General features: G+C 65.7%; 24 protein-coding genes, 2 other RNA genes and 1 riboswitch. Of the genes, 9 read left to right on the forward strand and 17 right to left on the reverse strand.

The annotated features are described in order from the left end of the window. Window positions 1–41: 41 nt before the first annotated feature. Genes ftsL through mraZ form a run of 3 tightly spaced genes read right to left on the reverse strand, consistent with a single transcriptional unit; the run spans window position 42 to window position 1,830 of the window. Window positions 42–305 (reverse strand): cell division protein FtsL, encoded by a 264-nt coding sequence (gene ftsL, locus AC1PLU_RS18695; protein WP_005991913.1) that lies wholly within the window; start codon window positions 303–305, stop codon window positions 42–44. Beyond that, the gene (gene rsmH / locus AC1PLU_RS18700; RefSeq protein ID WP_481108554.1) at window positions 302–1,360 is read right to left on the reverse strand and encodes a 16S rRNA (cytosine(1402)-N(4))-methyltransferase RsmH; all 1,059 of its coding nucleotides are present in this window, start codon (window positions 1,358–1,360) and stop codon (window positions 302–304) included. The genes ftsL and rsmH overlap by 4 nt, the downstream gene beginning before the upstream one ends. 14 nt (window positions 1,361–1,374) lie before the next feature. Further along, a complete protein-coding gene (gene mraZ, locus AC1PLU_RS18705; protein WP_095574949.1) occupies window positions 1,375–1,830 on the reverse strand; it encodes a division/cell wall cluster transcriptional repressor MraZ in 456 nt (151 codons plus the stop codon). A 314-nt stretch (window positions 1,831–2,144) separates the two neighbouring features. Between mraZ and AC1PLU_RS18710 the strand changes: the two genes are divergently transcribed. The 3 genes from AC1PLU_RS18710 to AC1PLU_RS18720 are packed head-to-tail and all read left to right on the forward strand — an operon-like array spanning window position 2,145 to window position 3,528. Next, a complete protein-coding gene (locus AC1PLU_RS18710; RefSeq protein WP_481106952.1) occupies window positions 2,145–2,912 on the forward strand; it encodes an NRDE family protein in 768 nt (255 codons plus the stop codon). A 50-nt stretch (window positions 2,913–2,962) separates the two neighbouring features. Further along, window positions 2,963–3,214, forward strand: a complete 252-nt coding sequence (locus tag AC1PLU_RS18715) for a type II toxin-antitoxin system CcdA family antitoxin (protein WP_481106953.1) — start codon at window positions 2,963–2,965, stop codon at window positions 3,212–3,214. Continuing rightward, window positions 3,211–3,528: a CcdB family protein gene (locus AC1PLU_RS18720; protein WP_481106954.1), complete on the forward strand. Its 318-nt coding sequence runs from the start codon at window positions 3,211–3,213 to the stop codon at window positions 3,526–3,528. The genes AC1PLU_RS18715 and AC1PLU_RS18720 overlap by 4 nt, the downstream gene beginning before the upstream one ends. Window positions 3,529–3,794: 266 nt before the next feature. On the opposite strand, the gene rnpB is transcribed toward AC1PLU_RS18720, so the two are convergent. Together rnpB and rsmI are read right to left on the reverse strand one after the other, a co-directional pair. After that, an RNA gene (gene rnpB, locus AC1PLU_RS18725) (RNase P RNA component class A) lies at window positions 3,795–4,144 on the reverse strand. A gap of 146 nt (window positions 4,145–4,290) precedes the next feature. Continuing rightward, window positions 4,291–5,112 carry a 16S rRNA (cytidine(1402)-2'-O)-methyltransferase gene (rsmI, locus tag AC1PLU_RS18730; RefSeq protein ID WP_481106955.1) on the reverse strand — a complete coding sequence of 274 codons (822 nt, stop codon included), beginning with the start codon at window positions 5,110–5,112 and terminating at the stop codon, window positions 4,291–4,293. An 82-nt stretch (window positions 5,113–5,194) separates the two neighbouring features. Between rsmI and AC1PLU_RS18735 the strand changes: the two genes are divergently transcribed. The 4 genes from AC1PLU_RS18735 to AC1PLU_RS18750 are packed head-to-tail and all read left to right on the forward strand — an operon-like array spanning window position 5,195 to window position 9,239. Then, window positions 5,195–6,925, forward strand: a complete 1,731-nt coding sequence (locus tag AC1PLU_RS18735) for a penicillin-binding protein activator (RefSeq protein WP_481106956.1) — start codon at window positions 5,195–5,197, stop codon at window positions 6,923–6,925. A 4-nt stretch (window positions 6,926–6,929) separates the two neighbouring features. Then, window positions 6,930–7,298, forward strand: coding sequence for a YraN family protein (locus tag AC1PLU_RS18740; protein ID WP_006451851.1), 369 nt, complete (start codon window positions 6,930–6,932; stop codon window positions 7,296–7,298). Between the two features lie 16 nt (window positions 7,299–7,314). Beyond that, entirely contained in the window at window positions 7,315–7,854 is a 540-nt protein-coding gene (locus AC1PLU_RS18745) for a metal-dependent hydrolase (RefSeq protein ID WP_481106957.1), read from the forward strand. Then, window positions 7,851–9,239: an FAD-binding oxidoreductase gene (locus AC1PLU_RS18750; RefSeq protein WP_229009340.1), complete on the forward strand. Its 1,389-nt coding sequence runs from the start codon at window positions 7,851–7,853 to the stop codon at window positions 9,237–9,239. Before AC1PLU_RS18745 ends, AC1PLU_RS18750 begins: the two co-directional genes overlap by 4 nt. 232 nt (window positions 9,240–9,471) lie before the next feature. Here the strand turns inward: AC1PLU_RS18750 and AC1PLU_RS18755 are convergent, their stop codons facing one another. The 10 genes from AC1PLU_RS18755 to ribH all read right to left on the reverse strand — a co-directional run bounded on the left by AC1PLU_RS18755 (window position 9,472) and on the right by ribH (window position 22,388). Then, the gene (locus tag AC1PLU_RS18755) at window positions 9,472–10,188 is read right to left on the reverse strand and encodes a response regulator (protein ID WP_023902711.1); all 717 of its coding nucleotides are present in this window, start codon (window positions 10,186–10,188) and stop codon (window positions 9,472–9,474) included. Next, window positions 10,178–12,838 carry a DUF4118 domain-containing protein gene (locus AC1PLU_RS18760; protein ID WP_481106958.1) on the reverse strand — a complete coding sequence of 887 codons (2,661 nt, stop codon included), beginning with the start codon at window positions 12,836–12,838 and terminating at the stop codon, window positions 10,178–10,180. Before AC1PLU_RS18760 ends, AC1PLU_RS18755 begins: the two co-directional genes overlap by 11 nt. A gap of 61 nt (window positions 12,839–12,899) precedes the next feature. Beyond that, window positions 12,900–13,553 (reverse strand): potassium-transporting ATPase subunit KdpC, encoded by a 654-nt coding sequence (gene kdpC, locus AC1PLU_RS18765; RefSeq protein ID WP_481106959.1) that lies wholly within the window; start codon window positions 13,551–13,553, stop codon window positions 12,900–12,902. Between the two features lie 3 nt (window positions 13,554–13,556). Beyond that, entirely contained in the window at window positions 13,557–15,605 is a 2,049-nt protein-coding gene (gene kdpB / locus AC1PLU_RS18770) for a potassium-transporting ATPase subunit KdpB (protein ID WP_481106960.1), read from the reverse strand. A gap of 11 nt (window positions 15,606–15,616) precedes the next feature. Next, window positions 15,617–17,431 (reverse strand): potassium-transporting ATPase subunit KdpA, encoded by a 1,815-nt coding sequence (kdpA, locus tag AC1PLU_RS18775; protein WP_481106961.1) that lies wholly within the window; start codon window positions 17,429–17,431, stop codon window positions 15,617–15,619. A gap of 15 nt (window positions 17,432–17,446) precedes the next feature. Beyond that, on the reverse strand, window positions 17,447–17,539 hold the full coding sequence (locus AC1PLU_RS18780) for a potassium-transporting ATPase subunit F (protein ID WP_006452907.1): 93 nt from the start codon (window positions 17,537–17,539) through the stop codon (window positions 17,447–17,449). Between the two features lie 904 nt (window positions 17,540–18,443). Further along, the gene (locus AC1PLU_RS18785; protein ID WP_481106962.1) at window positions 18,444–20,024 is read right to left on the reverse strand and encodes a CocE/NonD family hydrolase; all 1,581 of its coding nucleotides are present in this window, start codon (window positions 20,022–20,024) and stop codon (window positions 18,444–18,446) included. 339 nt (window positions 20,025–20,363) lie between these two features. Continuing rightward, on the reverse strand, window positions 20,364–21,338 hold the full coding sequence (gene thiL / locus AC1PLU_RS18790; RefSeq protein WP_481106963.1) for a thiamine-phosphate kinase: 975 nt from the start codon (window positions 21,336–21,338) through the stop codon (window positions 20,364–20,366). A gap of 109 nt (window positions 21,339–21,447) precedes the next feature. Then, window positions 21,448–21,927 (reverse strand): transcription antitermination factor NusB, encoded by a 480-nt coding sequence (nusB, locus tag AC1PLU_RS18795; RefSeq protein WP_023902704.1) that lies wholly within the window; start codon window positions 21,925–21,927, stop codon window positions 21,448–21,450. Then, window positions 21,924–22,388 carry a 6,7-dimethyl-8-ribityllumazine synthase gene (ribH, locus tag AC1PLU_RS18800; protein ID WP_006452210.1) on the reverse strand — a complete coding sequence of 155 codons (465 nt, stop codon included), beginning with the start codon at window positions 22,386–22,388 and terminating at the stop codon, window positions 21,924–21,926. The genes nusB and ribH overlap by 4 nt, the downstream gene beginning before the upstream one ends. A gap of 163 nt (window positions 22,389–22,551) precedes the next feature. On the opposite strand from ribH, the gene AC1PLU_RS18805 reads away from it, so the two are divergent. Next, window positions 22,552–22,642: non-coding RNA, sX9 sRNA (locus AC1PLU_RS18805), on the forward strand. A gap of 4 nt (window positions 22,643–22,646) precedes the next feature. Here AC1PLU_RS18805 and ribB read toward each other — a convergent pair. Then, window positions 22,647–23,786: a 3,4-dihydroxy-2-butanone-4-phosphate synthase gene (gene ribB / locus AC1PLU_RS18810; protein WP_006452211.1), complete on the reverse strand. Its 1,140-nt coding sequence runs from the start codon at window positions 23,784–23,786 to the stop codon at window positions 22,647–22,649. Then, on the reverse strand, window positions 23,783–24,385 hold the full coding sequence (locus tag AC1PLU_RS18815) for a riboflavin synthase (RefSeq protein WP_023902701.1): 603 nt from the start codon (window positions 24,383–24,385) through the stop codon (window positions 23,783–23,785). Before AC1PLU_RS18815 ends, ribB begins: the two co-directional genes overlap by 4 nt. Window positions 24,386–24,547: 162 nt before the next feature. After that, window positions 24,548–24,726, reverse strand: a riboswitch (FMN riboswitch). Window positions 24,727–24,943: 217 nt separating this feature from the next. On the opposite strand from AC1PLU_RS18815, the gene AC1PLU_RS18820 reads away from it, so the two are divergent. After that, window positions 24,944–25,567, forward strand: coding sequence for a hypothetical protein (locus AC1PLU_RS18820; RefSeq protein ID WP_481106964.1), 624 nt, complete (start codon window positions 24,944–24,946; stop codon window positions 25,565–25,567). Window positions 25,568–26,086: the final 519 nt, after the last annotated feature.

Genomic DNA, 26,086 nt, shown 5'->3' on the forward strand with positions numbered 1-26,086 from the left:
CAGGCGGCTGCGCCGTGCAAAACGGCTATCCTGCCGTTGTGTCATGGGCGCACCACCACGATGTCGTTGGTCTCCGGGAACTTCATCCCGATGCGCGCACGCGCGACCTGATCGACCCGATTGCTTTCCGCCCAGGTGGCCTGCTCCAGCTGCAGCCGGCCGAATTCGATATTCAATTCATCACGCGTGTGTTCGAGCTTGGACAACTGCACGAACAACTTGCGATGCATGTGGCGCATGTACACCACACCGATCGCCGAGGCGATGCTGCAGGCGAGCAGCACGATGAGCAGCAGGCGGCTCATGCGGCGTCTCCGTTGGGAGACGCCAGGAATCGGGATTCGGGATTCGGGAATCGGGAAGCAGCGGCGCTGTTGCCTTTGCCCATTCCCGATTCCCGATTCTCCATTTCCAGCTTCTCGGCCACCCGCAACACCGCACTACGCGCGCGCGGGTTGACGCTCAACTCGTCGAAGTCGGCTTTGACTGCGCCGGTCACCAGTTGCAGCGTCGGCACGAACGGCTGCGCTTCGGGCAGGCGGCGGTTGCTTGGCGGGGCCTTGGCGTAGCGGGCCATGAATTGTTTGACGATGCGGTCTTCCAGCGAGTGGAAGCTGATCACCGCCAGGCGGCCGCCGGGCTTGAGCGCGCCCAGGGCGGCATCCAGGCCGGCTTCCAGATCGTCCAGCTCACGGTTGATGTAGATGCGGATCGCCTGAAAGCTGCGTGTGGCCGGATGGGTCTTGCTGTCGCCACGCGGCATCACCGAGGCAATCAGGTCGGCCAGCTGCGCGGTGCGCAGCAGCGGCTGTTCGGCGCGGCGCGCCACGATGGCACGTGCGATGCGGCGGCTCTGGCGTTCTTCGCCATAGGTCCACAGCACATCGGCAATCTCGCGGTCGCTGGCGTGCGCCAGCCACTCGGCCGCGCTCTGGCCGGCATCGGGGTCCATGCGCATGTCCAGCGGGCCGTCCTTGCCGAAACTGAAACCGCGCCCGGCCACATCCAGCTGTGGCGAGGACACGCCCAGATCCAGCAGGATGCCGTCGACGGTTGCCGCAGCGACCACCTGGCCCAGACCGGCAAAGCTGCCGCGATGGATGGACACGCGCGCATCGCCACCGAACGCCTGTTCGGCCACCGCGATCGCGTCGGGGTCCTTGTCCATCACCAGCAGTCGACCTCCCGGGCCAAGGTGTTGCAGCACGCCACGGGCGTGTCCGCCACGCCCGAACGTGCCATCGAGATAGGTTCCGTTTTCGATCACCTGCAGGCCATCCAGAACCTGCGTGTACAGCACCGGCACATGGGCTGCCGGCGGCTGCGACACCGGGTGACCGGGCTGCGCTTCACCGCGCATCCGGGCACCCCGGCTCACAACCTGAGATCGAGCAATTCATCGCCCAGATCCCCGTCAGACAATGTCTGCTGGATCAGTGCGCGATGTGCCTGCTCGCTCCAGAGTTCGAATTTGTCGCCCATGCCCAGCAGCACGGCCTTTTTCTCGATGCCGACCGCATTGCGGTGGCTGGCCGGGATGCTCAGACGGCCGTTGGCGTCCAGCTCCAGCATTGCGGAAGAACCCACCAGTTTCTGCTGCAGCGTGCGGACCACGCGCTGGGTATTGGGCTTGGACATCACATCGTCACGCACCCGCTCCCACTCCTTTTCCGCATACAGCCACAGACATCCGGCTTCGAACGGGTTGTAGGTGAGTACCAGGCGGTTGCCACTCGCACGCGTGACGAGGTCGCGGTACGCGGTTGGCACCGCCATACGCCCCTTGTCGTCCACCGTGATGGCAGTCTCGCCCTGAAACACCGAATGCAACCTCGAATACCCGCTGGGGGATCATTGAACCACGAAAAACCACAAAACACCTGGTTTTCCCTCCGTTGCCCACCTTAGCAGTGCGCCGAAGGTTGTCAACAACTTTGGAGGCCACAAATCGCCAGTTGCATCAATGAGTTGCAGCACTCTTTAGAGACTTGTTCAAAGGTTATCCACAAGTTGCTGTTTCGTCTCAGATTTTGAGATTGAACAAAAGTTCAGGGGTGTGAAGGCCATGTAGACTCGACCGTGGTCTCACTTCACATTGAGCCGGCTACACGTCATGACTGCGCAAACCGGCGACAATCGGCGGCATGTGTCTGGTCGCTCTCGCCTGGAAAGCCCACCCCCGCTGGCGTTTGCTGCTGGCGGGCAACCGCGATGAATTCCACGAGCGCCCCACCGCGCCGCTGGCACGTTGGGCGGCGCCGGCCGACGGCGTGCTGGCGGGCCGCGACCTACGCTCGGGCGGCAGCTGGGTAGGCCTGGGCAACCACGGCCGCGTCGCGGTGGTGACCAACGTGCGCGACCCGCTCGCCACAGCGTCCGGGCGCTCGCGGGGTCATCTGATTGCCGATTACCTGGCCGGCAGCCTGGATGCCGCGGCCTACGCCAGCGATCTGGCAGCGGCCGCGCATGAGTTCCCGCCCTTCAACTTATTGCTGTGCGATGCCGAGCGTTGCGAGCACCTCAGCAACCACCCGCCATTTGCCCGCACGCTGGCGCCCGGCATCCATGGCATGTCCAACGGCCCGCTGGACGCGCAGTGGCCCAAGACCGCCGCACTGACTAATACGTTGCACCACTGGTGCGCCACCGACAGCGACGACCTGCAACCCTTGTGGACCGCCCTGGGCAACCCTGCCATCGCACTCGACGCCGCGCTTCCCCACACCGGGGTGGACTTGGCCACCGAACGCCTGCTCTCGGCTGCCTTCATCACCGGCGCCAGCTACGGCACGCGCGCCATCACCATCGTGGCGGTGGACCAGCAAGGCCGCGGCTTCATCCACGAACGCCGCTTTGGACCAAACGGGATCTTCCAGGGCGAAACACGACTGGACATCGCCGGCACGCATTGACAATCCGCAATCATGCGCATAGCGTGCGCATACTCCACTGGAGACTGCTCATGAGCCGTTATTACGATAGTTCCGCGCAAAAGAAGCCACTGAACCTGACCATCAACTCGGACTTGGCCGCGCAGGCACGGGCGATGACTGGCAACCTGTCGGCAAAGGTCGAGGAACTGCTGGCCGAGTACGTCACAAAAGAACGCGACAGCCACAGCGCCCGAGCAATGGAGCTGCAGCGCGCTGCAGGCGAATGGAAGACCTACACCGAAGCGCACGGCTCCTTCGCAGACGAGTTCTCCACGCTATGACCGGCCAGTTCGATGTCTACGCGAACGTCGGCCAGAACAAGAACATCCCTTATGTGGTCGTCGTCCAGTCAAAGATCTTCGACGCCTCACCTCGCCGCGTTGTCGTGCCCCTGGTCCGAAAGTCCAACCACTCCCCGACCCCCTCCCGCTTCACCCCGGAACTCACGGTGGCCGGCCAACCCGTCATCCTGCAACCCCTGGAAATGACCTCGGTGCCGCTGGCAGTGCTCAGCAAACCTGCAGGCTCCCTGAAAAACCAGGGCCAAACCATCATCGACGCCCTGGACGAACTGTTCACCCGCTCGTTCGGCTAAGCGCCAACGTCAACGCAGGCGAAGCGAATGTCAGCCGCGAGGGCAAAGCCCAAGCCAAGCAACAAAGATCGAAGCATCAAAAATCGCGCTGATCGTAAAAGGCTGAACGCACCGGATAATTCACCGAGTGCAAGCCCCCTTGAGTCAAGGGGGCGCGGCGATAGCCGCGGGGTTCTGGCATGCCCGGAGCGGGACCCGCGTTTTGTACCGCCAACGGCGGTACAAAGCGTGGGCGCCTTTATTTTGGGCCTACGCCCAAAAAAAGGCGGCGGAGCCGGCCGATAAGCCGGGTTCTGTCGTGGACAGTCATTCGTCTAGGCGCTACGTCACCGCAGCGCTCAAGCAACCTACCCGGATCCAGCGCGGGCCACGCCAATGGATCCCTATTTGGTCTTGCTCCAGGTGGGGTTTGCCGTGCCGGTCCGTTACCGGACTCGCGGTGCGCTCTTACCGCACCATTTCACCCTTACCGGCTCCTCGAAAGGAACGTAGGCGGTATCTTTCTGTTGCACTTTCCGTCGGCTTGCGCCGCCCAGGCGTTACCTGGCACCTTGCCCTATGGAGCCCGGACTTTCCTCGGCACTCTTGCGAGTGACGCGACTGTCTGGCCGACTCCGCCGGGGCGCACTATACGCTATCGCCACCTTGCAGAACGGCGCAGCGATGCCAGCCCCGCCATTGCCGGTAGGAGCGCACCCGGGCGCGAGAGGCCTTACCGAGAAAAATCCCAGTGCACGTAAACGTGCTCCTGCGATGGCAAACCTACCCGCCATACAACGCCTTGCGCGGCGCACCGGTCAGCTCGGCGGCCAGCTTGGCGGCCGTGGACGGCGGCAGGTGCTCGGCGAGCTTGGCGTAGACGCGGCGGCCTTCGGCGAGTTGGCCTTCGGCGGCGTCGGCGGCGCCCTGCACCATCACCACGAACTCGCCCTTGCGCTGGTTGTCGTCGGCTTCGACCTTGGCCTGTAGCTCGGCCAGGGTGCCGTCGAGCACGGTTTCGAACAGCTTGGTCAGCTCGCGGGCGATCACCGCCGGGCGGTCGTCGCCGAAGGCCCCGCGCAGGTCGGCCAGCGAGTCGACGATGCGGTGCGAGGATTCGTAGAACACCAGGGTGCGGGTCTCCCCGGCCAGGTGCGCCAGGCGTTCGCGGCGGGCAGCGCTTTTGGCGGGCAGAAATCCTTCGAAACTGAAGCGGTCGCTGGGCAGGCCGGCCACGCTGAGCGCAGCGATGGCGGCGCAGGCGCCAGGCACCGGGCTGACCCGAATCCCGGCCGCGCGCGCGGCGCGCACCAGCTTGAAGCCGGGGTCGCTGACCAGCGGGGTGCCGGCGTCGCTGACGATGGCCAGCGACTCGCCCTCGCGCAGGCGCGCGACGATGCGCTCGGACATGGCTTCTTCGTTGTGGTCGTGCAGGGCCAGCAGCGGGCGGTCGATGCCGAAATGGCCGAGCAACTGGCGGGTGTGGCGGGTGTCTTCGGCGCAGATCGCGGCCACGCCACGCAGCACCTCCTGCGCACGCGGCGACAGGTCGGCCAGGTTGCCGATCGGCGTGGCGACCACATGCAGGGTTCCGGGGGACGTCATCAGCGGTATTTCCGGGGGCAAAGGGTAGAATCGTAGCGTTTTTAACGGTCCGCCCCGGCGGGCCCCGTCCAATGGATCTGAAATGAACAAGCGTGTTGCAAGGATCTCCGCCCTGTCGCTGCTGGTCATGCTGGCCGCCGGTTGCGCCACCAGCAGCGTCACCCAGACCGCTTCGCCCACGCAGAGCGCGGCGCTGGCGTTGCTGGACCAGGGCAAGCCGCGCGAAGCCGCGCAGCAGTTGGAAGCCGAGGCGGCCAGCGCCAGCGGTGCGCAGCGCAGCCGCTTGCTGGCCGCCTCGGCGTTCGGCTGGCACGACGCCGGCGATGACGCACGTGCACGCACGTTGCTGGCGCAGGTGACTCCACGCCATCTCACTGGCGAAGACCGCGCCCGCTTCGCGCTGTTGACCGGCGAGCTGGCGGTGATCGACAAGCAGGCCGCGCAAGCGCTGCAGGCGCTGGGCGACAGCCCGCAAGGCCTGCCGCAGCCGTTGCAGACCCGCTGGCTGCTGGCACGCGCCGCCGCATTGGAAGGCACCGGCGACCTGTTCGGTGCCGCCGCCGACCGCGCGCGCGCAGATGCCAGCCTGACCGGCACCCCGCGCAGCGAGAACCAGCGCGCAATCGTGCGCCTGCTCGCCGCGCTCGACGACGCCACGCTCAAAGGCCGCACCGCCGCACTACCGGCCGGCGACCCGCTGTACAACTTCGCCGGCCGCGCCCTGATCAGCCGCGGCTTGGCGCTGCCGCGTGCGTTCGAGCGCGACGCGCAGTGGGGCTTCGACACCAGCAAGCGCCCGCCGGCCGAGCGCGATGGCTATCGCCCGCCGATCAAGCTGGGCGTGCTGCTGCCGCTCAGCGGCAATCTGGCCACCGCCTCGGCGCCGGTACGCGACGGCCTGCTGGCCGGCTACTACGCCGAAACCCGCCGCCGCCCGGAACTGCGCTTCTTCGATACCGCCGGCACCGCCGCCGGCGCCAATGCCGCCTACGACAAGGCCGTGAGCGCCGGTGTGGACTACGTAGTCGGCCCGTTGGGTCGCGACGAAGTCAGCGCGGTGTTCGCACGCGGCCAACTGGCGGTGCCGGTGCTGGCGCTCAACCGCCCCACCGACAACAAGGCGCCGCCCAGTGGCAGCGCCGGGTTCTCGCTGGCGCCGGAAGACGACGGCATCATGGCGGCCGAGTACCTGCTTTCGCGCGAGCGCCGCAATGTGCTGATCGTCGGCATCAGCGACGACAACGGCAAGCGCACCATCAAGGCCTTCCGCGACCGTTTCACCGAACGTGGCGGCAGCGTGGCCGGCAGCATCAGCGTGGCCGAAGTACCGGGCGATATCGGCGCCCAGCTGCGCAATTACGGCACCGCCGATGCGGTATTCCTGGCAGTGCGCGGCAATACGGCGCGGGCGCTGGCGCCGCAATTGGCCTTGAGCGGCTTCGCCGGCAAATCGCGTGTGGGCACCTCGCAGTTGGTGGCCGGCACCGGCAAGGTCGAAGACGATTTGGCGCTGGACGGCATCATCTACCCGAGCGAAACCTGGACCGCCCTGGGCGTGTCCGGCCTGCCGGCCTCCACCCAGGTCGCCAGCACGCTGCCCAGCGCACGCGGACCGGGCGCGCGCTTGTTCGCCTTCGGCTACGACGCCTGGAAGATCAGCGCGTATCTGGAAAAGCTGGCCACCGGCGCCGACGGCGGCCTGCGCGGCGCCACCGGTACCTTGCATCTGGATGGCTTCGGCAACGTGTTGCGTACACCGGCGTGGTCCACCTTCAACGGTGGCCGCCCGGTGCCGATCGCCGACGGCCGCTGACGCCATGCCGGCAGCACGTCAGCAACGTGGTGCGGCGGTGGAAGCGTTGGCACGCGCGCTGCTGGAGCAGGCCGGCTTGCGGCTGGTCGTGGCCAATGCCAACTACCGCGGCGGCGAACTCGATCTGGTGATGCGCGACGGGCAAGCCCTGGTGTTCGTGGAAGTGCGTTATCGGCGCGACAACCGCTTCGGCGGCGGCGCTGCATCGGTGGACCGGCGCAAGCGCCGCAAACTGGTGCTGGCCGCGCAAGTGTTCCTTGCCTATCACCCGGCACTGGCGAGCTTGCCGTGCCGCTTCGATGTGGTCGAAGCCAGCGGCGAGCCGCCGGTGCTGAACTGGATCCGCGACGCCTTCCGCGCCGACGATTGCTGACAACGACCCACGCGCGATGCCCACCATCCTCACCCACGCCGCGGTGCCGCTGGCGCTCTGGTGCGCCAGCGAACGCGGCCGCCTGTCGCCGCGCCTGCTCGGTGCCGGCATCGTGGCGGCGATGTTGCCGGATGCCGATGTGCTGGCGTTCGCGCTGCACATTCCTTATGCCGATGCATTCGGCCACCGTGGTGCCAGCCACTCGTTGGTGTTCGCCGCGGTGATTGCATTACTCGGTGGCATTGCGCATCGCGTGTTGCGCGCGGATGCGCTGCAGGCCGCAGCGTTCTTGTTTGTCTGCACCGCATCGCATCCTGTGCTGGATGCGATGACCTCCGGCGGTCTTGGCGTTGCACTGACCTGGCCATGGAGCGAAGCACGCTGGTTCGCACCATGGCGGCCGATTCGCGTGTCGCCGTTCGCCAACGGTTTCTTCAATGCGCGCGGCCTCAGCGTCCTGCTCTCCGAGCTGCGCTGGGTCTGGCTGCCGCTCACCGTCGCAGTGCTGGGATGGAAATGCATCCAGCGCGCGGCACCACAGGATCACCCGTCATGACCGATGTGCTTCCCACCGCGCTGGCCGAACTGCTGGCCGCACGACTTGGACCCGATGGCTGGTTGACCGGCGACGATGCGCGGCGGCGTTATGGCGAAGACGATTCGCGCCGCTGGGCATTGCCCGCCGCCGTCGCCTTGCCGCGCGATACCGATGAGGTGGTCGCCATCGTGCAGGCCTGCCGCGCGCATGGCGTGCCGATCGTGGCGCGTGGCGCGGGCACCGGCACCACTGGCGCGGCAGTGCCGTTTTCCGGCGGCGTGGTGGTGTCGATGGCGCGCATGAACCGCATCCTTGCGCTGCGTCCGGCGGATCGCTGCGCCATCGTGCAACCGGGCCTGCTCAATGGCGACTTGCAGCAGGCATTGCAGCCGCACGGCTTGTTCTGGCCACCGGATCCGTCCAGTGCGGACATCTGCAGTGTCGGCGGTAATCTCGCCACCAATGCCGGCGGCCCGCGCGCAGTGAAATACGGCGCCACCCGCGACAACGTGCTCGGTTTGGTGGCAGTGACCGGCACCGGCGAGGTGATCCGTTGCGGCGGTGCGTATACCAAGAATTCCACCGGCTACGACCTCACGCATTTGCTGGTCGGCAGCGAAGGCACCTTGGCGATCATCGTCGAAGCGACGTTGAAGCTGACGCCGCGCGCAATCGCACAAGCCGGTTTGCGCGCGCTGTATCGCGATGCGGCCACCGCTGCAGCCGCGGTGTCGCGCATCATGGCGCAACCGACCACGCCGACGATGCTGGAATTCATGGATGCCAGCGCAATCGCACTGCTGCGCCGCAACGGCAGCGATGTGCCCGAGGCTGGCGCGATGTTGTTGATCGAAGCCGACGGCGATCACGACACCTTGCCTTATGCATTGCAGGCGTTGCACGACGCCGCCAACGGCGAGGGTGTGTTGAGCCTGGACGTTGCCGCCGATGGCAGCGCGCGCGACAAGTTGTGGGCGGCGCGACGCGCGCTGTCGCCGGCGCTGCGCACGATCAAGCCGGGCAAGATCAACGAAGACGTGGTGGTGCCGGTCTCGCGCATTCCCGAACTGGTGGCCGGCGTGGAAGCACTCGCTGCGGAATTCGCATTGCCCATCGTCGCCTTCGGCCATGCCGGCAACGGCAACCTGCACGTCAACATCATGTACGACCCGGCCGATGCCGATGAAGACGCACGCGCACACGCCGCATTGCCGCGCCTGTTCGCATTGGTGCTGGCGCTGGAAGGCACGCTCTCCGGCGAGCACGGCATCGGCGTGGCCAAGCGCGATTTCATGACACAGGCGTTCAGTGCACCGACACTGGCCGCGATGCGCGCGATCAAGGCCGCGCTGGATCCGGATGGGATTTTGAATCCGGGGAAAGTGCTGCCGCCGCTGGAGTGAGCGATTGCTCCCCGGCGACACCGTAGCGCACGACAACGATGCACCGCTGACGAAAATCGCACAGCTTTCGGTTTGCGTGATGCACGCAGCGCACCTGCACAGGCGCTATTACCGCGAGCTGGATCGCATCGTCCTGGCATCTGCTCCACTGCGGCGAACTGCATCGGGCGATACGCGCAGCGCCGTGCTCGCGCGGTGACGGGCACCTGGTTGGTCAAGCGGTGCGATCAGCTCAGCGCGTCACACCGATAAAGCGCAAACCCACACCCGGCTCGGTCACGATGTACTGCGGGTCGGCAGCATCGTCGTGCAGTTTCTGGCGAAGCTTGCCGACCAGGATGCGCAGGTAATGGGTGTCTTCTTCGTGGGTAGGGCCCCACACTTCGCGTAGCAGTTGCGGCTGGGTGACCACGCGGCCGGCGTGCTTGAGCAATAGCGCGAGCAAGGCGTATTCCTTGCGACTCAACGGCACCGCTTCGCCCGCCAGCGTCACTTCGCGCAGGCCCAGATGGATGTGCAGGCGGCCGTCGTCGAACACGCTCTCTTCCACCGTGCTGCCGGCACCGGCCTGGCGTAGCAGCGCGCGGATGCGTGCCATCAATTCCTGCACGCCGAACGGCTTGGTGACGTAGTCGTTGGCGCCGGCATCGAGCGCGGCCACCTTTTCGGTTTCGCCGGCGCGCACGGTGAGCATGATCACCGGTACGTTGGACCACTGGCGGATCTCGCGCAGCACTTCGTGGCCGTCGCGATCGGGCAGGCCGATGTCCAGCACCACCAGTTCAGCGCCCTGCCCGGCCAGCAGGGCCAGGCCTTCTTCGGCGGTGCCGGCCTGCAGCACGCGGTAGCCCTGCGCGCGCAGGCTGATGTCGAGAAAGCGGCGGATCTGCGGCTCGTCGTCGACGATCAGCACGCGGGCAGGCGGGATGGCAGTGGGGTCAGTCGGCATCGGGGCGAGGTGGCGCGGCGGGAACGAGCAACGGCAGCGTAATGCGGATCGTGGTGCCGTGACCATCTGCGCCGGCCAGCGCCTCCACGCTGCCGCCGTGCGCGCCGATCATGCCCTGGCAGATGGCAAGGCCCAGCCCGGTGCCATTGCGACCTCGGTCGCCACGCTCGACGCTGTAGAACATGTCGAAAATGCGTGCGCGCTCGTCTTCGGGAATGCCCGGCCCCTGGTCGCCGATATCGATCTGCAAGGCGCCGGCCTGCAGCCGCGCCTGCACGGTGACGGCCACGCCGGGCGGCGAAAATTTCGCCGCATTCTCCAGCACGTTGAAGATGGCCTGTTCCACCAGTGCCGGATGCACCCAGATCGCCGGCAGGTCGGCAGCCAGATCCAGTTGCAGGCGCACCGCCGGCTGGTAGCGCTGCAGCCGGCGTGTGGCCGAGCCGATCAACTCGTCCACGCCGATCCAGTCGCGATTCAAGGTCAGCCCGGTGTGGCCGAGCCGGGTCATATCGAGCAGGTTTTGGATGTAGCGATCCAGCCGCTCGCCTTCGAGCTGGATGGTGTCGAGCAGGCTGTGGCGGTCCTGCGCGTCCATTGCATCGCCATAGCTGGCAAGGCTGCTGGCCGAGCCGATCATCGAGGCCAGCGGCGAGCGCAGATCGTGCGAGACCGAGGACAGCAACGCCGAGCGCAGGCGCTCGGTTTCGCCACTGACGCGCGCGCCTTCCAGATCGGCGACCAGGCGCGTGCGCAACGCCGCCTGGCCGATGTCTTCCACCATCGCTTCGGCCAACCGGCGTTGCTCCAGGCCGGGCCGCTGCACGCTCTGGCGGAAGCGCAGCGCGGCCACACCCAGGCTACCGCGTTCGTGCCGCACCGGCAGGCACCACCACTGCGCGCCGGCAAGCGTATCGGTGAAGCGGCCGGCCGGTTGACCGTGGCGCTGGGTCCACTCTGCCGCGCTGCGATCGAGCGTGCCGAAACTGGCGGGGGCGTCGCTTTCGCGTTGCTCCAGACGCAGCCAGGTTTCTGCATCGAGCGCTGTCGCCAACGCGCGGCGTCCGGCTTCCAATACCTGCCCCAGATCGGCCGCGGTGCTGAGTTCGCGCGCCAGCGTCTGCAGTGCATTGGCATGCGTGTTGGCGGCGCGCAGTGCCAGCACCTGGCTACGCAGGCGCGAGGCCAGGCGCCCGGCCACCAGTGCGGCGATCAGGAACAGACACACCGTCACCACGCCCTGGCGCGCGCTGATATGCAGGGTGAAGCGCGGTTCGATGAAGAAGAAGTTGTAGGCGACAAAACTCAGCAACGCGGCAATCACCGCAGCGGCCATGCGCGTGCGCGAGGCCACCAGCACCACCGCCACGATGAACACCATCGACAGATCGTCGATGTCGGTCCAGCGCTGGATTACCCATGCCACCGCAACCGCTGCAGCAGCCGCGATCGCCGCAAACGCCAGGTCGTAACGCTGCAGCCACTGACGCGGATTGCGCCAACGCTGGCGTGCGCGTGCACGCGCATCGGCGGAGCTGACGATGACCAATTCGTAATGGGCGCCACGCTGCAGCAGTTGTTGGGTGAGCGTGCGGTTGAACATGCGCGCAAGCGGGCGTTCCCGCGTGCGCCCCAGCACCAAGGTGGACACGCCGTTTTGCGCGGCGAAATCCAGTAGCGCCTCGGCGACGTTGGCGCCGTGCAGCAACGCGGTGTCGCCACCTAACCGACGCGTCAGTGCGAACGCGCGGTCGATTTCCAGCTGCCACGCGGCATCGGCCACGGTGCGCGTCTGCACGGTGACCACCGTCCACGGCGCATCGCGGCGCTCGGACAACCGCCGCGCCACCCGCACCAGATAATCCGAGCTGCCACGCCCGTCGATGGCCACCACCACGCGGCGACGCAAGGCGGCGGTGCCGGGCAAGCCGCGCGCGGCCTGGGTGTCGCGCAGATCGCTGTCGACGCGGTCGGCGGCGGTCTGCATCGCCAGCTCGCGCAACGCTGTGAGGTTGGAGGGCGAAAAAAATGCCTGCAAGGCCTGTGTCGCCTGCTCGGGCAGATACACCTTGCCCTGCTGCAGGCGTTCGATCAGTTCGCGCGGCGGCAGATCCACCAGCACGATGTCGCGCAGGCGATCGAACACCGCATCGGGCACGGTCTCGGACACGCGCACGCCGGTGATGCGCAGCACGATGTCGTTGAGACTTTCCAGATGCTGGATATTGACCGTGGTGTAGACGTCGATGCCTGCATCGAGCAGTTCCACGATGTCCTGCCAGCGCCGCTCATGCCGGCTGCCCGGCACATTGCGATGCGCCAGTTCGTCGATCAGGGCAAGCTTTGGCTTGCGCGCCAGCAGCGCGTCCAGATCGAATTCCTCCAGCACGCGACCCTGGTAACTCACGCGAGCGCGCGGTAGCAGCGGCAGGCCCTCCAGCAGCGCAGCGGTTTCGCTGCGGCCGTGGGTTTCGATCACACCGGCCACCACGTCCATGCCCTGCCGCAAGCGCTCGCGTGCGCGCGACAGCATGGCGTAGGTCTTGCCCACGCCGGGCGCCGCGCCCAGAAACACCGTCAGGCGCCCACCATGTTCGCGCTGCAGTTCGCCGATGAGTGCGTCGGCTTGTTGGGTACGGGCGTCGGGCATTGGGGCCGGGATTGGAGAGTCGGGATTGGGGATTCGTGGAGCCTACCGCGACCGGATGGCTCTAGCGTTGTTGCTTTGACCCATTCTCGATTCCCGACTTCCGATTCCCAGCCGCATCAAGCGCCAGATTCAGCGCCAGAACATTCACTCGCGGCTGCCCAAGCAGACCGAACTGTGGGTGTTCGGTGGCGGCTTGCACCAAGGCGGCGACGCGTTGCTCCGGCCAGCCACGCGCGGTGGCGACGCGGCGCAGTTGCACCTGCACGGCGGCCGGGCTCAGGTGCGGGTCCAGGCCGCTGCCTGATCGGGTGAGCAACTCGCTCGGCACAGCCTCTGCTGCGATACCGTCACGTGCAGCAACTTCTGCACGCGTTGCCGCGATGCGCGCTTGCAACTCCGGATTGGAACGCGCCTGGTTGCTGCCGGCCGCCGCAGTCGGGTCGTACTTGGCAGCCGAGGGGCGTGGCTGGAAATAACGCGCATCGGCGAACGGCTGGGCCACCAGCGCCGAGCCGACGACGCGCGCGTCCACACGCAGTAATGAGCCATGCGCCTGCGCAGGAAACAACGCGCCGGTGATGCCGGTGGCGATCAGCGAATAGCTCAAGCCCAGGCCGAGCAGGATGAACAACGCGAGCATCACCGAGCCGCGCAAGACCCCGTCGTCGCGCAACGGCAGCGACGTGGAAAGGTTGGTGGTTGAAGAAATCGTCATGACTCAGTTTCCTATAGCGGCGACAAGCGCCAGGTCGATCAACTTGATTGCGGCAAACGGCAGCAATATCCCGCCCACGCCGTAGATCAGCATGTTCCGGCGCAACAAGGCCGTGGCGCTGGAAGGACGAAAGCGCACGCCGCGCAAGGCCAGCGGAATCAATGCCGGAATGATCAGCGCATTGAAGATCAGCGCCGCCAGCACCGCATGCCGCGGGCTGGACAACTGCATCACGTTGAGCGCCGCCATCGAGGGAATTGCCGCAGCAAACAGCGCCGGCAGGATCGCAAAATACTTGGAAACGTCGTTGGCCAACGAGAAGGTGGTTAGCGCACCGCGCGTGATCAGCTGCTGCTTGCCCACTTCCACCACGGCCAGCAATTTGGCCGGATCCGAATCCAGATCGACCATGTTGCCGGCTTCCTTGGCCGCCTGCGTGCCCGAGTTCATCGCCAGGCCCACATCGGCCTGGGCAAGCGCCGGTGCATCGTTGGTGCCGTCGCCCACCATCGCTACCAGCCGTCCACCAGCCTGCTCGGCACGGATGCGCGCCAGCTTGTCTTCCGGGCGTGCCTGCGCAATGTAATCGTCCACGCCGGCTTCGGCGGCAATGGCAGCGGCGGTGAGCGGGTTGTCGCCGGTGATCATCACCGTCTTGATGCCCATCGCACGCAGCTGCGCGAACTTTTCCTTGATGCCCTGCTTGACCACATCGCTCAGCTCGACCACGCCCAGCACATGCCGGCCTTCGGCAACCACCAGCGGCGTGGCGCCGCCGCGTGCCACTTCCTCGATGCGCCCGTTCAATTCCGGCGACACCGTGACGCCCATTGCCTGCACATAGGCCACGATCGAGTCGCCGGCACCCTTGCGAATACTGCGCCCAGCGATATCGACGCCGGACATGCGCGTTTGCGCAGTGAACGCAATGAAATGCGCGCCGTCCGGTTCGACTGCCACCGCACCCTGCTGGCGGGCCAGCTTGACAATGGATTTACCTTCCGGCGTCGGGTCGGCCAACGAGGCGAGCATTGCCGCATCGCGCAGCTGCGCACGGTCGATACCGGCCAATGGATGAAACGCAGTGGCCTGACGATCGCCGTAGGTGATGGTGCCGGTCTTGTCGAGCAGCAACACATCCACGTCGCCGGCCACCTCCACCGCCTTGCCGGATTTGGCCAACACATTGGCCGACAGCGCGCGGTTCATGCCGGCGATGCCGATCGCCGGCAACAGGCCGCCGATGGTGGTCGGAATCAGGCACACCAGCAGTGCGATCAGCAGCAGCGGATCCAGCGTGACACCGACGAACCCGGCAATCGCCGGCAACGACGCCACCACGATCAGGAAGGTCAGCGTCATCGCCGCCAGCAACAAGGTCAGCGCGATTTCGTTCGGCGTCTTCTGCCGGTTGGCGCCTTCCACCAAGGCGATCATGCGATCCAGAAAGCTGTGCCCCGGCTCGGCGGTGACCTTGAACACGATCTCGTCGGAGAGCACGCGCGTACCGCCGATCACGCCACTGCGATCGGTGCCGGCCTCGCGCAGCACCGGTGCCGATTCGCCGGTCACCGCCGCTTCGTTGATCGTTGCAACGCCGCGCACGATTTCGCCATCGGCCGGGACGAATTCGCCCTCGGACACCATCACGTAATCGCCCGGTCGCAGCTCTGCCGCCGGCACACGGGTCTCGCGGCCGCCGAGCGCGGTTTCCACGCGACGCGCCACCAGATCCTTGCGCGCACGCCGCAGCGATGCGGCCTGCCCACGCCCACGCGCTTCGGCGATGGCCTCGGCGAAATTGCCGAACAACACGGTGACAAACAGGATCGCCGTCACCGCCCAGCCGAAGCCGGCATTGCCATGCCCGCTGGCGGTGATCACTGCCGCCAGCAAGGTGCCGCCCATCACCACCGCCATCACCGGGCTGCGCAGCAGATGCCGCGGCGCCAACTTGAGGAAGGCCGCACGCATTGCCGCAAGTAGCACGGCAGCATCGAACAACGCTGCGTCACCGCGCTCGCGTTTTTCAGTCGTATCGATCGTAGACATTGCTCAAACTCTCAGGACGCCGCCAGGGCGAGGTGTTCAGCGATAGGACCCAGCACCAGTGCCGGCATGAACTGCAGCACGGTGAGCACCAGCACGATCGCCATCAGGGTCAACGCAAAGGTGGGCGTTTCGACCTGCAAGCTACCGGCAGACTCCGGCGCGCGCCGCTTCACCGCCATGCGCGCCGCCACCATTAACGGCAGGATCAACGCCGGATACCGGCCCAGGACCAGCACCACCGAGCAGCTCAGGTTCCACCAATACGTGGCATCGCCCAGCCCTTCGAAACCCGACCCGTTGTTGGCGAAGGCAGAGGTGTACTCGTAGAACACCTGGCTGATGCCATGGAAACCGGGATTGGAATTTGCGGTGAAAGACGGCACTGCCAGCGCCACTGCGGTGAAGCCCAGCACCACCAGCGGTTGCAACAGAATCAAGAGCGCAAGCAACTGCACTTCGCGCGATTCGATCTTGCGGCCGAACAACTCCGGCGTGCGTCCGGTCATCAACCCAGCCAGAAATACGCTCAACAGCAGATACACCACAAACTGCTGCAAACCGCAGCCGATGCCGCCCCAGATCGCATTGATCAGCATGTTCACCAGCGTGACCAGGCCGCTTAATGGCGCCAGCGAATCGTGCATCGCATTGACCGAGCCGTTGGAGGTCTGCGTGGTCAACGCCGCCCACAACGCCGAGGCATCCGCGCCGATGCGCACCTCTTTGCCTTCCATCAAGGCAGGCGAGTTCGCGCTGGCCGAATGCGCTTCGGACCACAGCAACAGTGCGGTGGATGCGGCCGACATCGTCAACATGGTGCCGAACACCAAGGCGGTGAGACGTTTGCGCCCGGTCAGATAGCCGACCATGAACACCACGCTCATCGGCAACAACACGATCGCCAACGTTTCCAGAAAATTGCTCAACGGCGTGGGGTTTTCCAGCGCCACCGAACTGTTGGGGCCGTACCAGCCACCGCCGTTGGTGCCGAGCTGCTTGACCGCGACCATCGCGGTAACCGGGCCGACCGGAATGGTCTGCTTGGGCATGCTCGCACTGCTATCCAACGGTGTCGCAGTTGCCGCGCCCTGCAGCGTGGACGGCACACCTTGCCAGCCGAGCAGTACGCTCCACAGCAGGCACAGCGGCAACAAGACGCGCACGCTGGCGCGGATCACATCGGCCCAGTAGTTGCCAACGTCTGCTTCGGGCAGGGCTTCCAATCCGGAACTCGACTGCTGCCGTCCCTGGCGCGACATGACGATCTCCGGATCGTCCGGCCCGGCCATCCGCGGCGAGGTACTCGTCGGCGCGTTCGATACCAGCGAGGCATTGGACACGCTTGCGACAGCTCGCCCGCCGAACAAGGCACGCAAGGTCGCCACCGCCAACGCCAGGCCCATCATCGGCGTCACCACCTGCAGGCCAACGATGCCGGTCATCTGTGCCAGATACGACAACTGCGCCTGGCCCGAATAATGCTGCTGATTGGTGTTGGTGACGAACGACACCATGGTGTGCAGCGCGGTATCCCAGCGCATGTTGGGGATGCCGTCGGGGTTGAACGGCAGCCACGCCTGGGTCATGAACACCGCCCAGGTCAGCAGACCAACAACCAGGTTGCTGAGCAAGAACGCCACGGCATAGCCGCGCCACGACATGCCCTGCTGCGGACGGGTACCGAGCAACGCATACAACGGCCGCTCGATCCAGCCGAACAGCGCATCGCCACGCATCGGGGCGCCACGCATCACCGCCGCCAGATAGCGGCCTAGGGGCCACGCCAGCACGATGGCCAGCGCATAGATAAGTAGGGTTTCAATCATCGGAGCGCACTCGCATCAGAAGTCTTCGGGCCGCAGCACCACGTACAACAGGTACGCAGCGGCAACGAGCACGGCCACGCCGCACAACAGGGACAACCAGGCAGGCATGTCGGCTACTCCCCGAGACGCGCGCAACGCGGCGCGATGGATGCGATGTGCGACGGCGCATGCAGCGTGTGCATGCCAACAAGGCAAAACGCTGCCGCACCGTGCGCGCAGCGCCGATGGAGCAGACAGGTCAAGGGATGCATCGGGATCGTCCAGGGCGGAACCGCTCCGCCAACCTGCGCAGTGTCTTCCCGGCCTGCGTAAAGTCGCTATGGACCTACCAGGGCGGCGGCGTAAATTCCGCATAAATGCTGCGTGGCGATGGCATTTAATAACGCATCCACACTTTTCAATCTTCTCAAGACAGCTACGGCCACTGCCTTATCCACACTTTCCGAGCTCAGCTCAGGATGACCAGCTTTCGAATCATGGCGTTATGACGTTGTAGCAAAGCCTTGTTGGTCGAGGGCGCGGTGCCCTCGCCGCTCGCGGGACACGCCGCAAGTACGTCCATGTAGGCTCAGTGGCGGCATCCATGCCGCCACATGGTCCCGCAATCGGCGAGGACACCGCACCAGGACGTTTGTAGGTTGTTTTGTTGAAAGTTTGCCTGATGCTTGACTTGCTTGGGGTGCTGATCGGTCGAGCCGTTATCCGAACAGCGCATGTTGTGGCTTGCTTGCACCTTGCACACCGCCCCTCTCGACTGGTCCTTGCCCGCCCACCGGCGCGGGACCTTACGCGGCATGGATGCCGCGTAAGAGCCTACACGGACGTACTTGCGGCGTGTCCCGCGCCGGTGGGCGGGCAAGGGCCCCGCAGCCAAGCAACAGATCACCCGCTCTCCGCTCTGCAACCGGATAAAAACGCAGGTGCGAGAGGGTGGGATGAAAACTACTCAACGCAATCACCCAATCAGATGCAAACCGGCAAAGACTTACCGCGTTACTGGCCGACCGCAGCCTTATCGCAGCGGCACGTTCAACACCGATGGCGTTGCCACCGGCGAAGTAAACGTCACTGTGCCGCCGCCATCGCTTGCGTCGGTGTAACGCACGTCGCGCGTGTCGATGACCAGCACCAGCCGCTGCCCGGCCGGAATCTCCGCCGCGGCCGCCTGTAACGACCAATCCAGCGTTACCGCACTACCCGGTGTGGCCCCGCGCAACGAATACGGCGCATGCGTGATCAATTGCGCCACGCCCAGTGCATCCATGCGATACAGATACGCGAACAAACTCACCTTCGACTGACTGGGCACCACGGTCACCCGTAGCGACGGGCTACCCGCCAACCGCCGCACACCGCTTGATGGCGCGCCAACCCACACTGCAGCCCCAGCACGATTCACTAACGGAATCGAAGTAGTCACCGGCAGGCCAATGCCCTGCAACAGACCACTGACCAGCACCACGCCCGAATCGGCCAACGTCGGCACGTCGGTGGCGATGCGCGACTGCCACCCGCTGGTAGTGCCGCCGATCAAACCGCCGGTGGGGCTAAGCAGTCCTGCCGGTGCGGATAGCCCCAAGCGCGTGCTGCCCTGCTGCACCGACGCCCAGTCTGTGTATTCCAACCATTGCCCCGCACGCGGCGACAACCGCACCGGCGCCTCGGCATCCACCCCGTTACGCACTTGCTTGAGATGACGATCGAACCAACGCGTGGTCGCCGTATACACCTCGTTGGGCAGGCCCAACGCGCCCGGCAGTTCTGCCGTGGCGTGATCGCCTTGGCTGAGCAGCAACTGCTTGGGCCCGCGCAGCTGGTTGAAGAACGCGATGGTCTGGTTGGGCGGAAACAAGCCGTCGTTGAAAGCATTGCCCAGCAGTACCGCCGTGCCACGCGCATTAAGTGCGGCCACATCGCTTGCCGGGCTCCGCGAGGCCGCCTGCGGCAGGAAGCCTTGCACCGCGCCGTCGTAATCGCCCACCGCAACCCGTGCGCCGATCTGCGCCAGATCCGGCCCGGGCCGCCCGGTCAACGCGCCGGCACCGACCAACAGCCCCACCCCTTGCTGGCTGACAGTGCGGTTGGAATACAGCGAGGCTTCCAGATCGGCCCAACCACTGAGCGCAGCCACCGCCTTGATGCGCGGGTCGCGCTCGGCCGCCAGCAGGCTGATGCCCGCTCCATACGAAATCCCCGATGCACCGATCGCATTCGGGTTGGCCGGCGTATGCGCCAACGCCCAGTCGATCACCGCACTGACGTCCTCCACGGTGTCCGCACCGGCAATGTCGATCTGCCCGGCCGAATCCCAAAAACCCCGCGAGGTGTAACTCACCACCACGTAGCCGTCGCTGGCCAGTTGGGTCGCACGGCCAAGGTATTCCAAGTTCGGCAACGACCAACTGGCCGGCATCACGACCAGCGGAAACGGCCCGCTGCCCTGCCCTTGCGGCACCAGCACCAGCGCGCCCATCGGGGCGCCATCCCAGCCGGGAATGCGTTCGTAAGTCTTGCTGAAAGCGCCCGCCACTGCCGACGCCGATGCCACCAGCAACGCCAGTGCGGCGATGCTCCCGATCCAAGGCTTGTTCATGCTGCTCTCTCCCACGCAAGGCCAGGCCGGAATGGCCCAGCGGCAACTGCCATGCATCCGTGGTTCGGGGGAGAACGTCGCGAACGTACCAGACGGTACGGTATGGCTCAAGGGCCGGGATTCGGGATTGGGGATTGGGCAGGCGGCAAATTGGACCAGAAGAGTGGGCGGCATCGCTGCGTGCTTGTTTTGCTGCAGCCTGACCCGTGGCGCGTGCGCGCCGTACTTACGGGCCGGCCCGCAAGTGGAAACAGCGTGCGCTTATCGTCTGGCTGATCCCGACCCGCAGACTTTGGCTGCGATGCAGCACGCCCGCGCAACGCCTCTTGCGCGAACAGCTCAGCCCACGAAGTGCTGATATCCGCGTTGCGGCGGCTGCCACGGCTTGCCGTCGGCGTCGTGGACCACCACGCCCGGCGTGGCGACGATCTGGCCGATGCGCGTGACCGCGACTCCGGCGAAGTCCATCGCCTGCACCACCGCGTCGCGGTGTTGCACGGCGGCGGTGAAGCACAGCTCGTAGTCGTCGCCGCCGCCGAGTTGCCAGCCGATGCAGTGCAGCACGCTGATCCCGGCACTGCGTGGCATCGCCGGCAATGCCGCCAGCGCGAGCTGCGCGCCCACGCCGCTGCGTTCGCACAGATGTCCCAGATCGGCCAGCAAGCCGTCGGAGATATCCACACAGGCATGCGCAAGCCCACGCAAGCGCAGCCCGGCCTGCACGCGCGGCTGCGGGCGCAGCAGGCGGCTGCGCCACTGCTCGTGCAACGGGTCTGTAGCCACACGGGTCACATCCAATTCCCCGGCTTGCCACAGCGACAACGCGGCCGCCGCCTCGCCCGGCGCACCAGTCACCCACACATCGTCGCCCACGCGCGCGCCATCGCGGCGCAACGCCGCGCCCAGCGGCACACTACCGATCGCGGTGACCGCACACGACAACGGCCCGCGCGTGGTGTCGCCACCGACCAAGGCGATGGCATGCGCATCGGCCAGCGCAAAGAATCCATCGGCAAACGCGTCGACCCATTCGGCATCGTCGTGCGGCAACGACAGCGACAAGGTGCACCAGCGCGGTTGTGCACCCATCGCGGCCAGATCGGAGAGATTGACCGCCAGCGTCTTCCAGCCCAGATCGTCGGCGCGCGTCTCGTGCGGAAAATGCACACCCGCGTTGAGCGTATCGGCGGTGATCGCCAGTTGCTCGCCGGGCGGCGGCTGCAGCAACGCCGCATCGTCGCCAATGCCCAACGGCACATCGGCACGCGCCGCGATGCGCGTGCGCAAGCGCGCAATCAGATCGAATTCAGGCATTTGAAGGGCCGGGAGTGGGAATTTGGCATTGGAGATTCGTAACCGCGTGCATTGGTGGGACTAGCCCGACGGCCAATCCCGAATCCCAACTGCCGAATCCCGCGGCGCCTCAGGCGCCGCTCGCGCCCGACTCCACCTTGCGCCACTCCACCGACGCGCGATCCAGCACGCCGTTGACGTAAGTGTGGCCATGCTCGGAGCCGAAGCGCTTGGCGGTTTCGATCGCTTCGTTGATCACCACGCGGTACGGCACGTCCTGCCGATACAGCAATTCGTAGGCGGCCAGCCGCAGCACCGCGCGCTCGATCGCGTCGACCTCTTCCACGCCACGATCCAGATACGGGGTCAGCGCGGTGTCCAGCTCGGCACGGTTGGTCAGCACGCCCTCGACCAGGCTTTCGAAATACGCCAGATCGGCCACTTCGTGCGCCTGCTCATGCGCGAACTGGGAGATCACCTGCTTGGCGAACCCACCGGAAATCTGCCACGCATACACCGCCTGCAAGGCACGTCGGCGCGCGCGCGAACGCAGCACCGGGTCGATGCCATCGCGACGGACGTGGCGGGCGTGTCCACCGGGCTTGCTCATGGCAACAACTCCATCAGATTGGTCAATTCCAGCGCCGCAAGTGCGCATTCTTCGCCCTTGTTGCCATGGCTGCCGCCGGCACGCGCCTCGGCATCTTCCACGCGCTCGACAGCGAGCACGCCGTTGAGCACCGGCACGCCGGTCTGCAACTGCACGCTCATCAGGCCTTCGGCACACAGGTCGGCCACGTGTTCGTAATGGCGGGTGTCGCCGCGGATCACACAGCCCAGCGCGATGATCGCCGCGTGCTGGCCGGATTGCGCCAGACGATTGGCAGCGATCGGAATTTCCCAGGCGCCCGGCACGCGGACCACGTCGATGGCGTCCTCGCCGATGCCGTTGCCGGCCAGGCTCTGGCGCGCGCCGGTGACCAGCGCGTCGGTGATGCGGGCATTCCAGCGGCTGGCGATGATCGCAAAGCGCGCGGTGGTGGGGCGGAGATCGCCTTCGTAGTGGGTCATGCGGGTCGGCAACTCAAGGGGGTGGGAAGTTTAACAGCTGCCGGGGCCTGGCCCGGCCGACGCGTGCAGGCCAGGCCCGCCGAAGCAGACCCGGCCATGTGCCCCAGACGCGATGTTGGAAGCGGGCAGCAAAGGCTGGCGTAGCCGGCAGATGGCGCGGTCGATGCTCGAAAACAGCAGGAAGCGCTCGAACAACCCGGTTCCTGCGTAGCGTGCGCACCCACCTGACGGCAGCTCACTGCCTGCCGTCAGCCACACTCAGGGCAGCGCGGCCGCCGGTACCGAACGCACGCCTTCGCCGGCATGGCATTCCAGATACTCCACCACCTCCAGCCCGAAACCGGCCAACCCCACCTGACGTCGCGGCGTGCCCAGCACGCGCAGCTTGCCCAGGCCCAGCTCGGCCAGGATCTGCGCACCGGCGCCATTGCGACGCCACTGGCTGACGTCCTTGGCATTGGTGGCGGCCTCGGGCTGCTGGCGCAGCCGCGCCAACAACGATTCGCTGTCGCGCGGCGCCGACAGCACCACCATCACGCCCTGCCCTTCGGCGGCGATCGCACGCAGCGCATCGGTGGCCGCCACGCCGAAATCATCGCGCTGCCAGTGCAGCAGATCGGCCAGCGGGTTTTCCACCTGCACGCGCACCAGTGTCGGGGTATGCGGATCGGCGTTGCCTCGCACCAGTGCAAAGTGCAGATCGTGCGCGATGCGGTCGCGGTAGGTCACCAGCTTGAACGGCCCGAACTCGGTGGTGATCTCGCGTTCGTCCACACGCTCGACGGTGTGCTCGTTGGCCAGCCGGTAGGCGATCAGATCGGCGATCGAGCCCATCTTCAGCCCGTGCTCGCGCGCGAACACTTCCAGTTGCGGGCGGCGCGCCATGCTGCCGTCCGGGTTGAGCACTTCCACCAGCACACCGGCCGGTTCCAGCCCGGCCAGCATCGGCAGATCGCTGGCCGCTTCGGTATGGCCGGCACGGGTCAGCACGCCGCCGGGCTGCGAGATCAGCGGAAAAATGTGACCCGGCTGGCTCAGATCCTGCGGCTTGGCATCCGGACGCACCGCGGTGCGCACCGTGTGTGCACGGTCGTAGGCGGAAATGCCGGTGGTCACGCCCTCGGCAGCCTCGATACTGACGGTGAAGTTGGTCTGGAACTGCGCGGTGTTGTTGCGCACCATCGGCGCCAGACCAAGCTGCGCGCAACGCTCACGGGTCAGCGACAGACACACCAGCCCACGCGCATGGGTCACCATGAAATTGATGTCTGAGGGCTTGACCAGCTCGGCGGCCATGATCAGATCGCCTTCGTTCTCGCGGTCCTCGTCATCGACGATGACCACCATGCGTCCGGCGCGCAGTTCTTCGATCAATTCCGGAACGGGCGCGAAGTTCATGCCGCACCCCGCGTGCCGAGCAGGCGTTCGACATAACGCGCCACCAGATCGATTTCCAGATTCACCGCCGCACCGACTGCGGTCTGTGCAAACGCGGTATTGGCCACGGTGTGCGGAATCAACGCGACCTCAAAGCCGTCTTCGTCCACTTCATTGACGGTGAGGCTGACGCCATCGACGCAGATCGAGCCCTTCTTGGCGACATAGCGCAACACGGCTGCCGGCGCGGCAAAACGCCAGCGCTGCGCACGCGCATCGCCATGCACCGACTGTACTTGACCCAGACCATCCACATGTCCGCTGACCAGATGCCCGCCGAGGCGGTCGGTCGGGCGCATCGCGCGTTCCAGATTGAGCAACGCGCCTTCCGGCAACGCGCCCAGCGTGGTCAGCGACAGAGTTTCGGTGGAGGCATCGGCCTGGAAGCTGCCGGCATCGAACGCAATCACGGTCAGGCACACGCCGTTGACCGCGATGCTCTCGCCCAATTGCACCGCTTCGAACGGCAGGCTGCCGGTGGCGAAGGTGAAACGCACATCGCCGCCTTGCGGCTGACGCGCAGCCAGATGGCCGACGCCTTCAATGATTCCGGTAAACATCAGCGCGCCTCCGTTTGCAGTGACAACGGAGCTAACGCAGTGCGGTGGAAAGTCGCGGCGCAGCGCGACAGGTGATGCATGGACATAGTCGTTTCTCGCAAAAGTTGAGCGAAAAACGCCACAAGGCAAACAGGCGCGCGCACAGCCGCAAGGCTGCGCGTTGGCCGTCTTCTTTCATCCGGACTATACCGTCGGCCCCGGCATCGCACCGGATCTGCTGACCTTGCGCTTCAAGAGTTTCGCTTGGATTCGCGTAACTCCGCTGCGCAAGCGCTCGCGGGCTCGCACGCTTGCGCATGCCTACCGCCGGTGGGGAATCGCACCCCGCCCTGAAGACGTTCGTGATTACCGGCGAACCGGCCAGCGCAGTCTAACAGGGCACCTTGGCGCGATGGCTGAGCGTTGGTTAAGGCCGGCAGGACACTGCGTCATGTCAGGGAATCCCCCATAGCCAGGATTGTGAAGGATCTGTTAAATTGCGCCCCGCGACGGGAGACGTCGCTCTTTCCACCTCGCAACGGGGCGGAGACACGGACATCAATTCGGAGAGAACACCCAATGCGTCACACCCTGATTCTGGCTGCCCTGCTGGCCGCCGCACCGTTTGCCGCGTCTGCTGAAGGCCTGAGCTACAGCTACGTCGAAGGCGGCTGGAACCGTACCGAGATCAACGTCAACGACGATTCGGACGACATCGATGGCGGCTACATCCGCGGCTCCTGGAAGATTGCCGAGCCGGTGTACGTGCTCGCCGGCTATCAGCGTGCCACCAAGGATTACAACCTCGGCGGCGGCTTCGAGATCGAAGGCACCCTGGAGCAGGCCACCGTAGGTATCGGCTACCGCCAGGAAATGACCGAGCGCGTCGAGTTCATCGCCGACATCAGCGTGCTGCGCAGCAAGGTCGAATCCGATCTGCGCTTGCGCGGCCGCTCGATCGACGATGCTTCCGACTCCACCAATCTGGGCTTCGCCAACCTGGGCCTGCGTGGCAAGCCCTCGCCGCGTACCGAAGCCTGGGTCAAGGCTGGCTATATCGACGGCAACGACGTCGACCAAGGCGAGTTCGTCGGCACCCTGGGTGGCCAAGTCAACTTCACCCCGACCTGGGGCCTGGTTGCCGAAGCGCAGTTCATCGACGACGCCAACCAGTACCGGGTCGGCGTGCGCGCAAGCTTCTGATCGACGCGTCGCAGATGCACTTAAGGCCCCGCATGCGGGGCCTTTTTTATGCATGCAATTGAGCGCATCACGGGTACGGAAATTTATCGTCAGGCGTATGAGAGCAGCAGCGGTGTTGATGCTTTAGAGCGGCTAACAATGCTTTTGAATGCTATATCGATGGCGGTAAACGAGTAGATCAACGCTTGCTCGGTCGAGGGCGCGGTGCCCTCGCCGCTCGCGGGACACGCCGTGAATCCGTCCCTGGAGGCTCGGTGGCGGCATCCATGCCGCCACACGGTCCCGCAATCGGCGAGGGCACCGCACCATAGAGTTAGTCGGTAGCTGGTTAAAAAGCTGCCCGTCTCGCAAGTTGCCTTGGCTTGCCAGTGCTGATCGCATAACTGCATGTGAGCTAAAAGCACGCGATGCATTGCTGCACCATGCGCACCGATCATCTCGACTGGTCCTTGCCCGCTCACCGTCGCGGGACCTTACGCGGCATGGATGCCGCGTAAGAGCCTACATGGACGTACTTGC

This window comes from Xanthomonas sp. NCPPB 2933 (assembly GCF_056725225.1).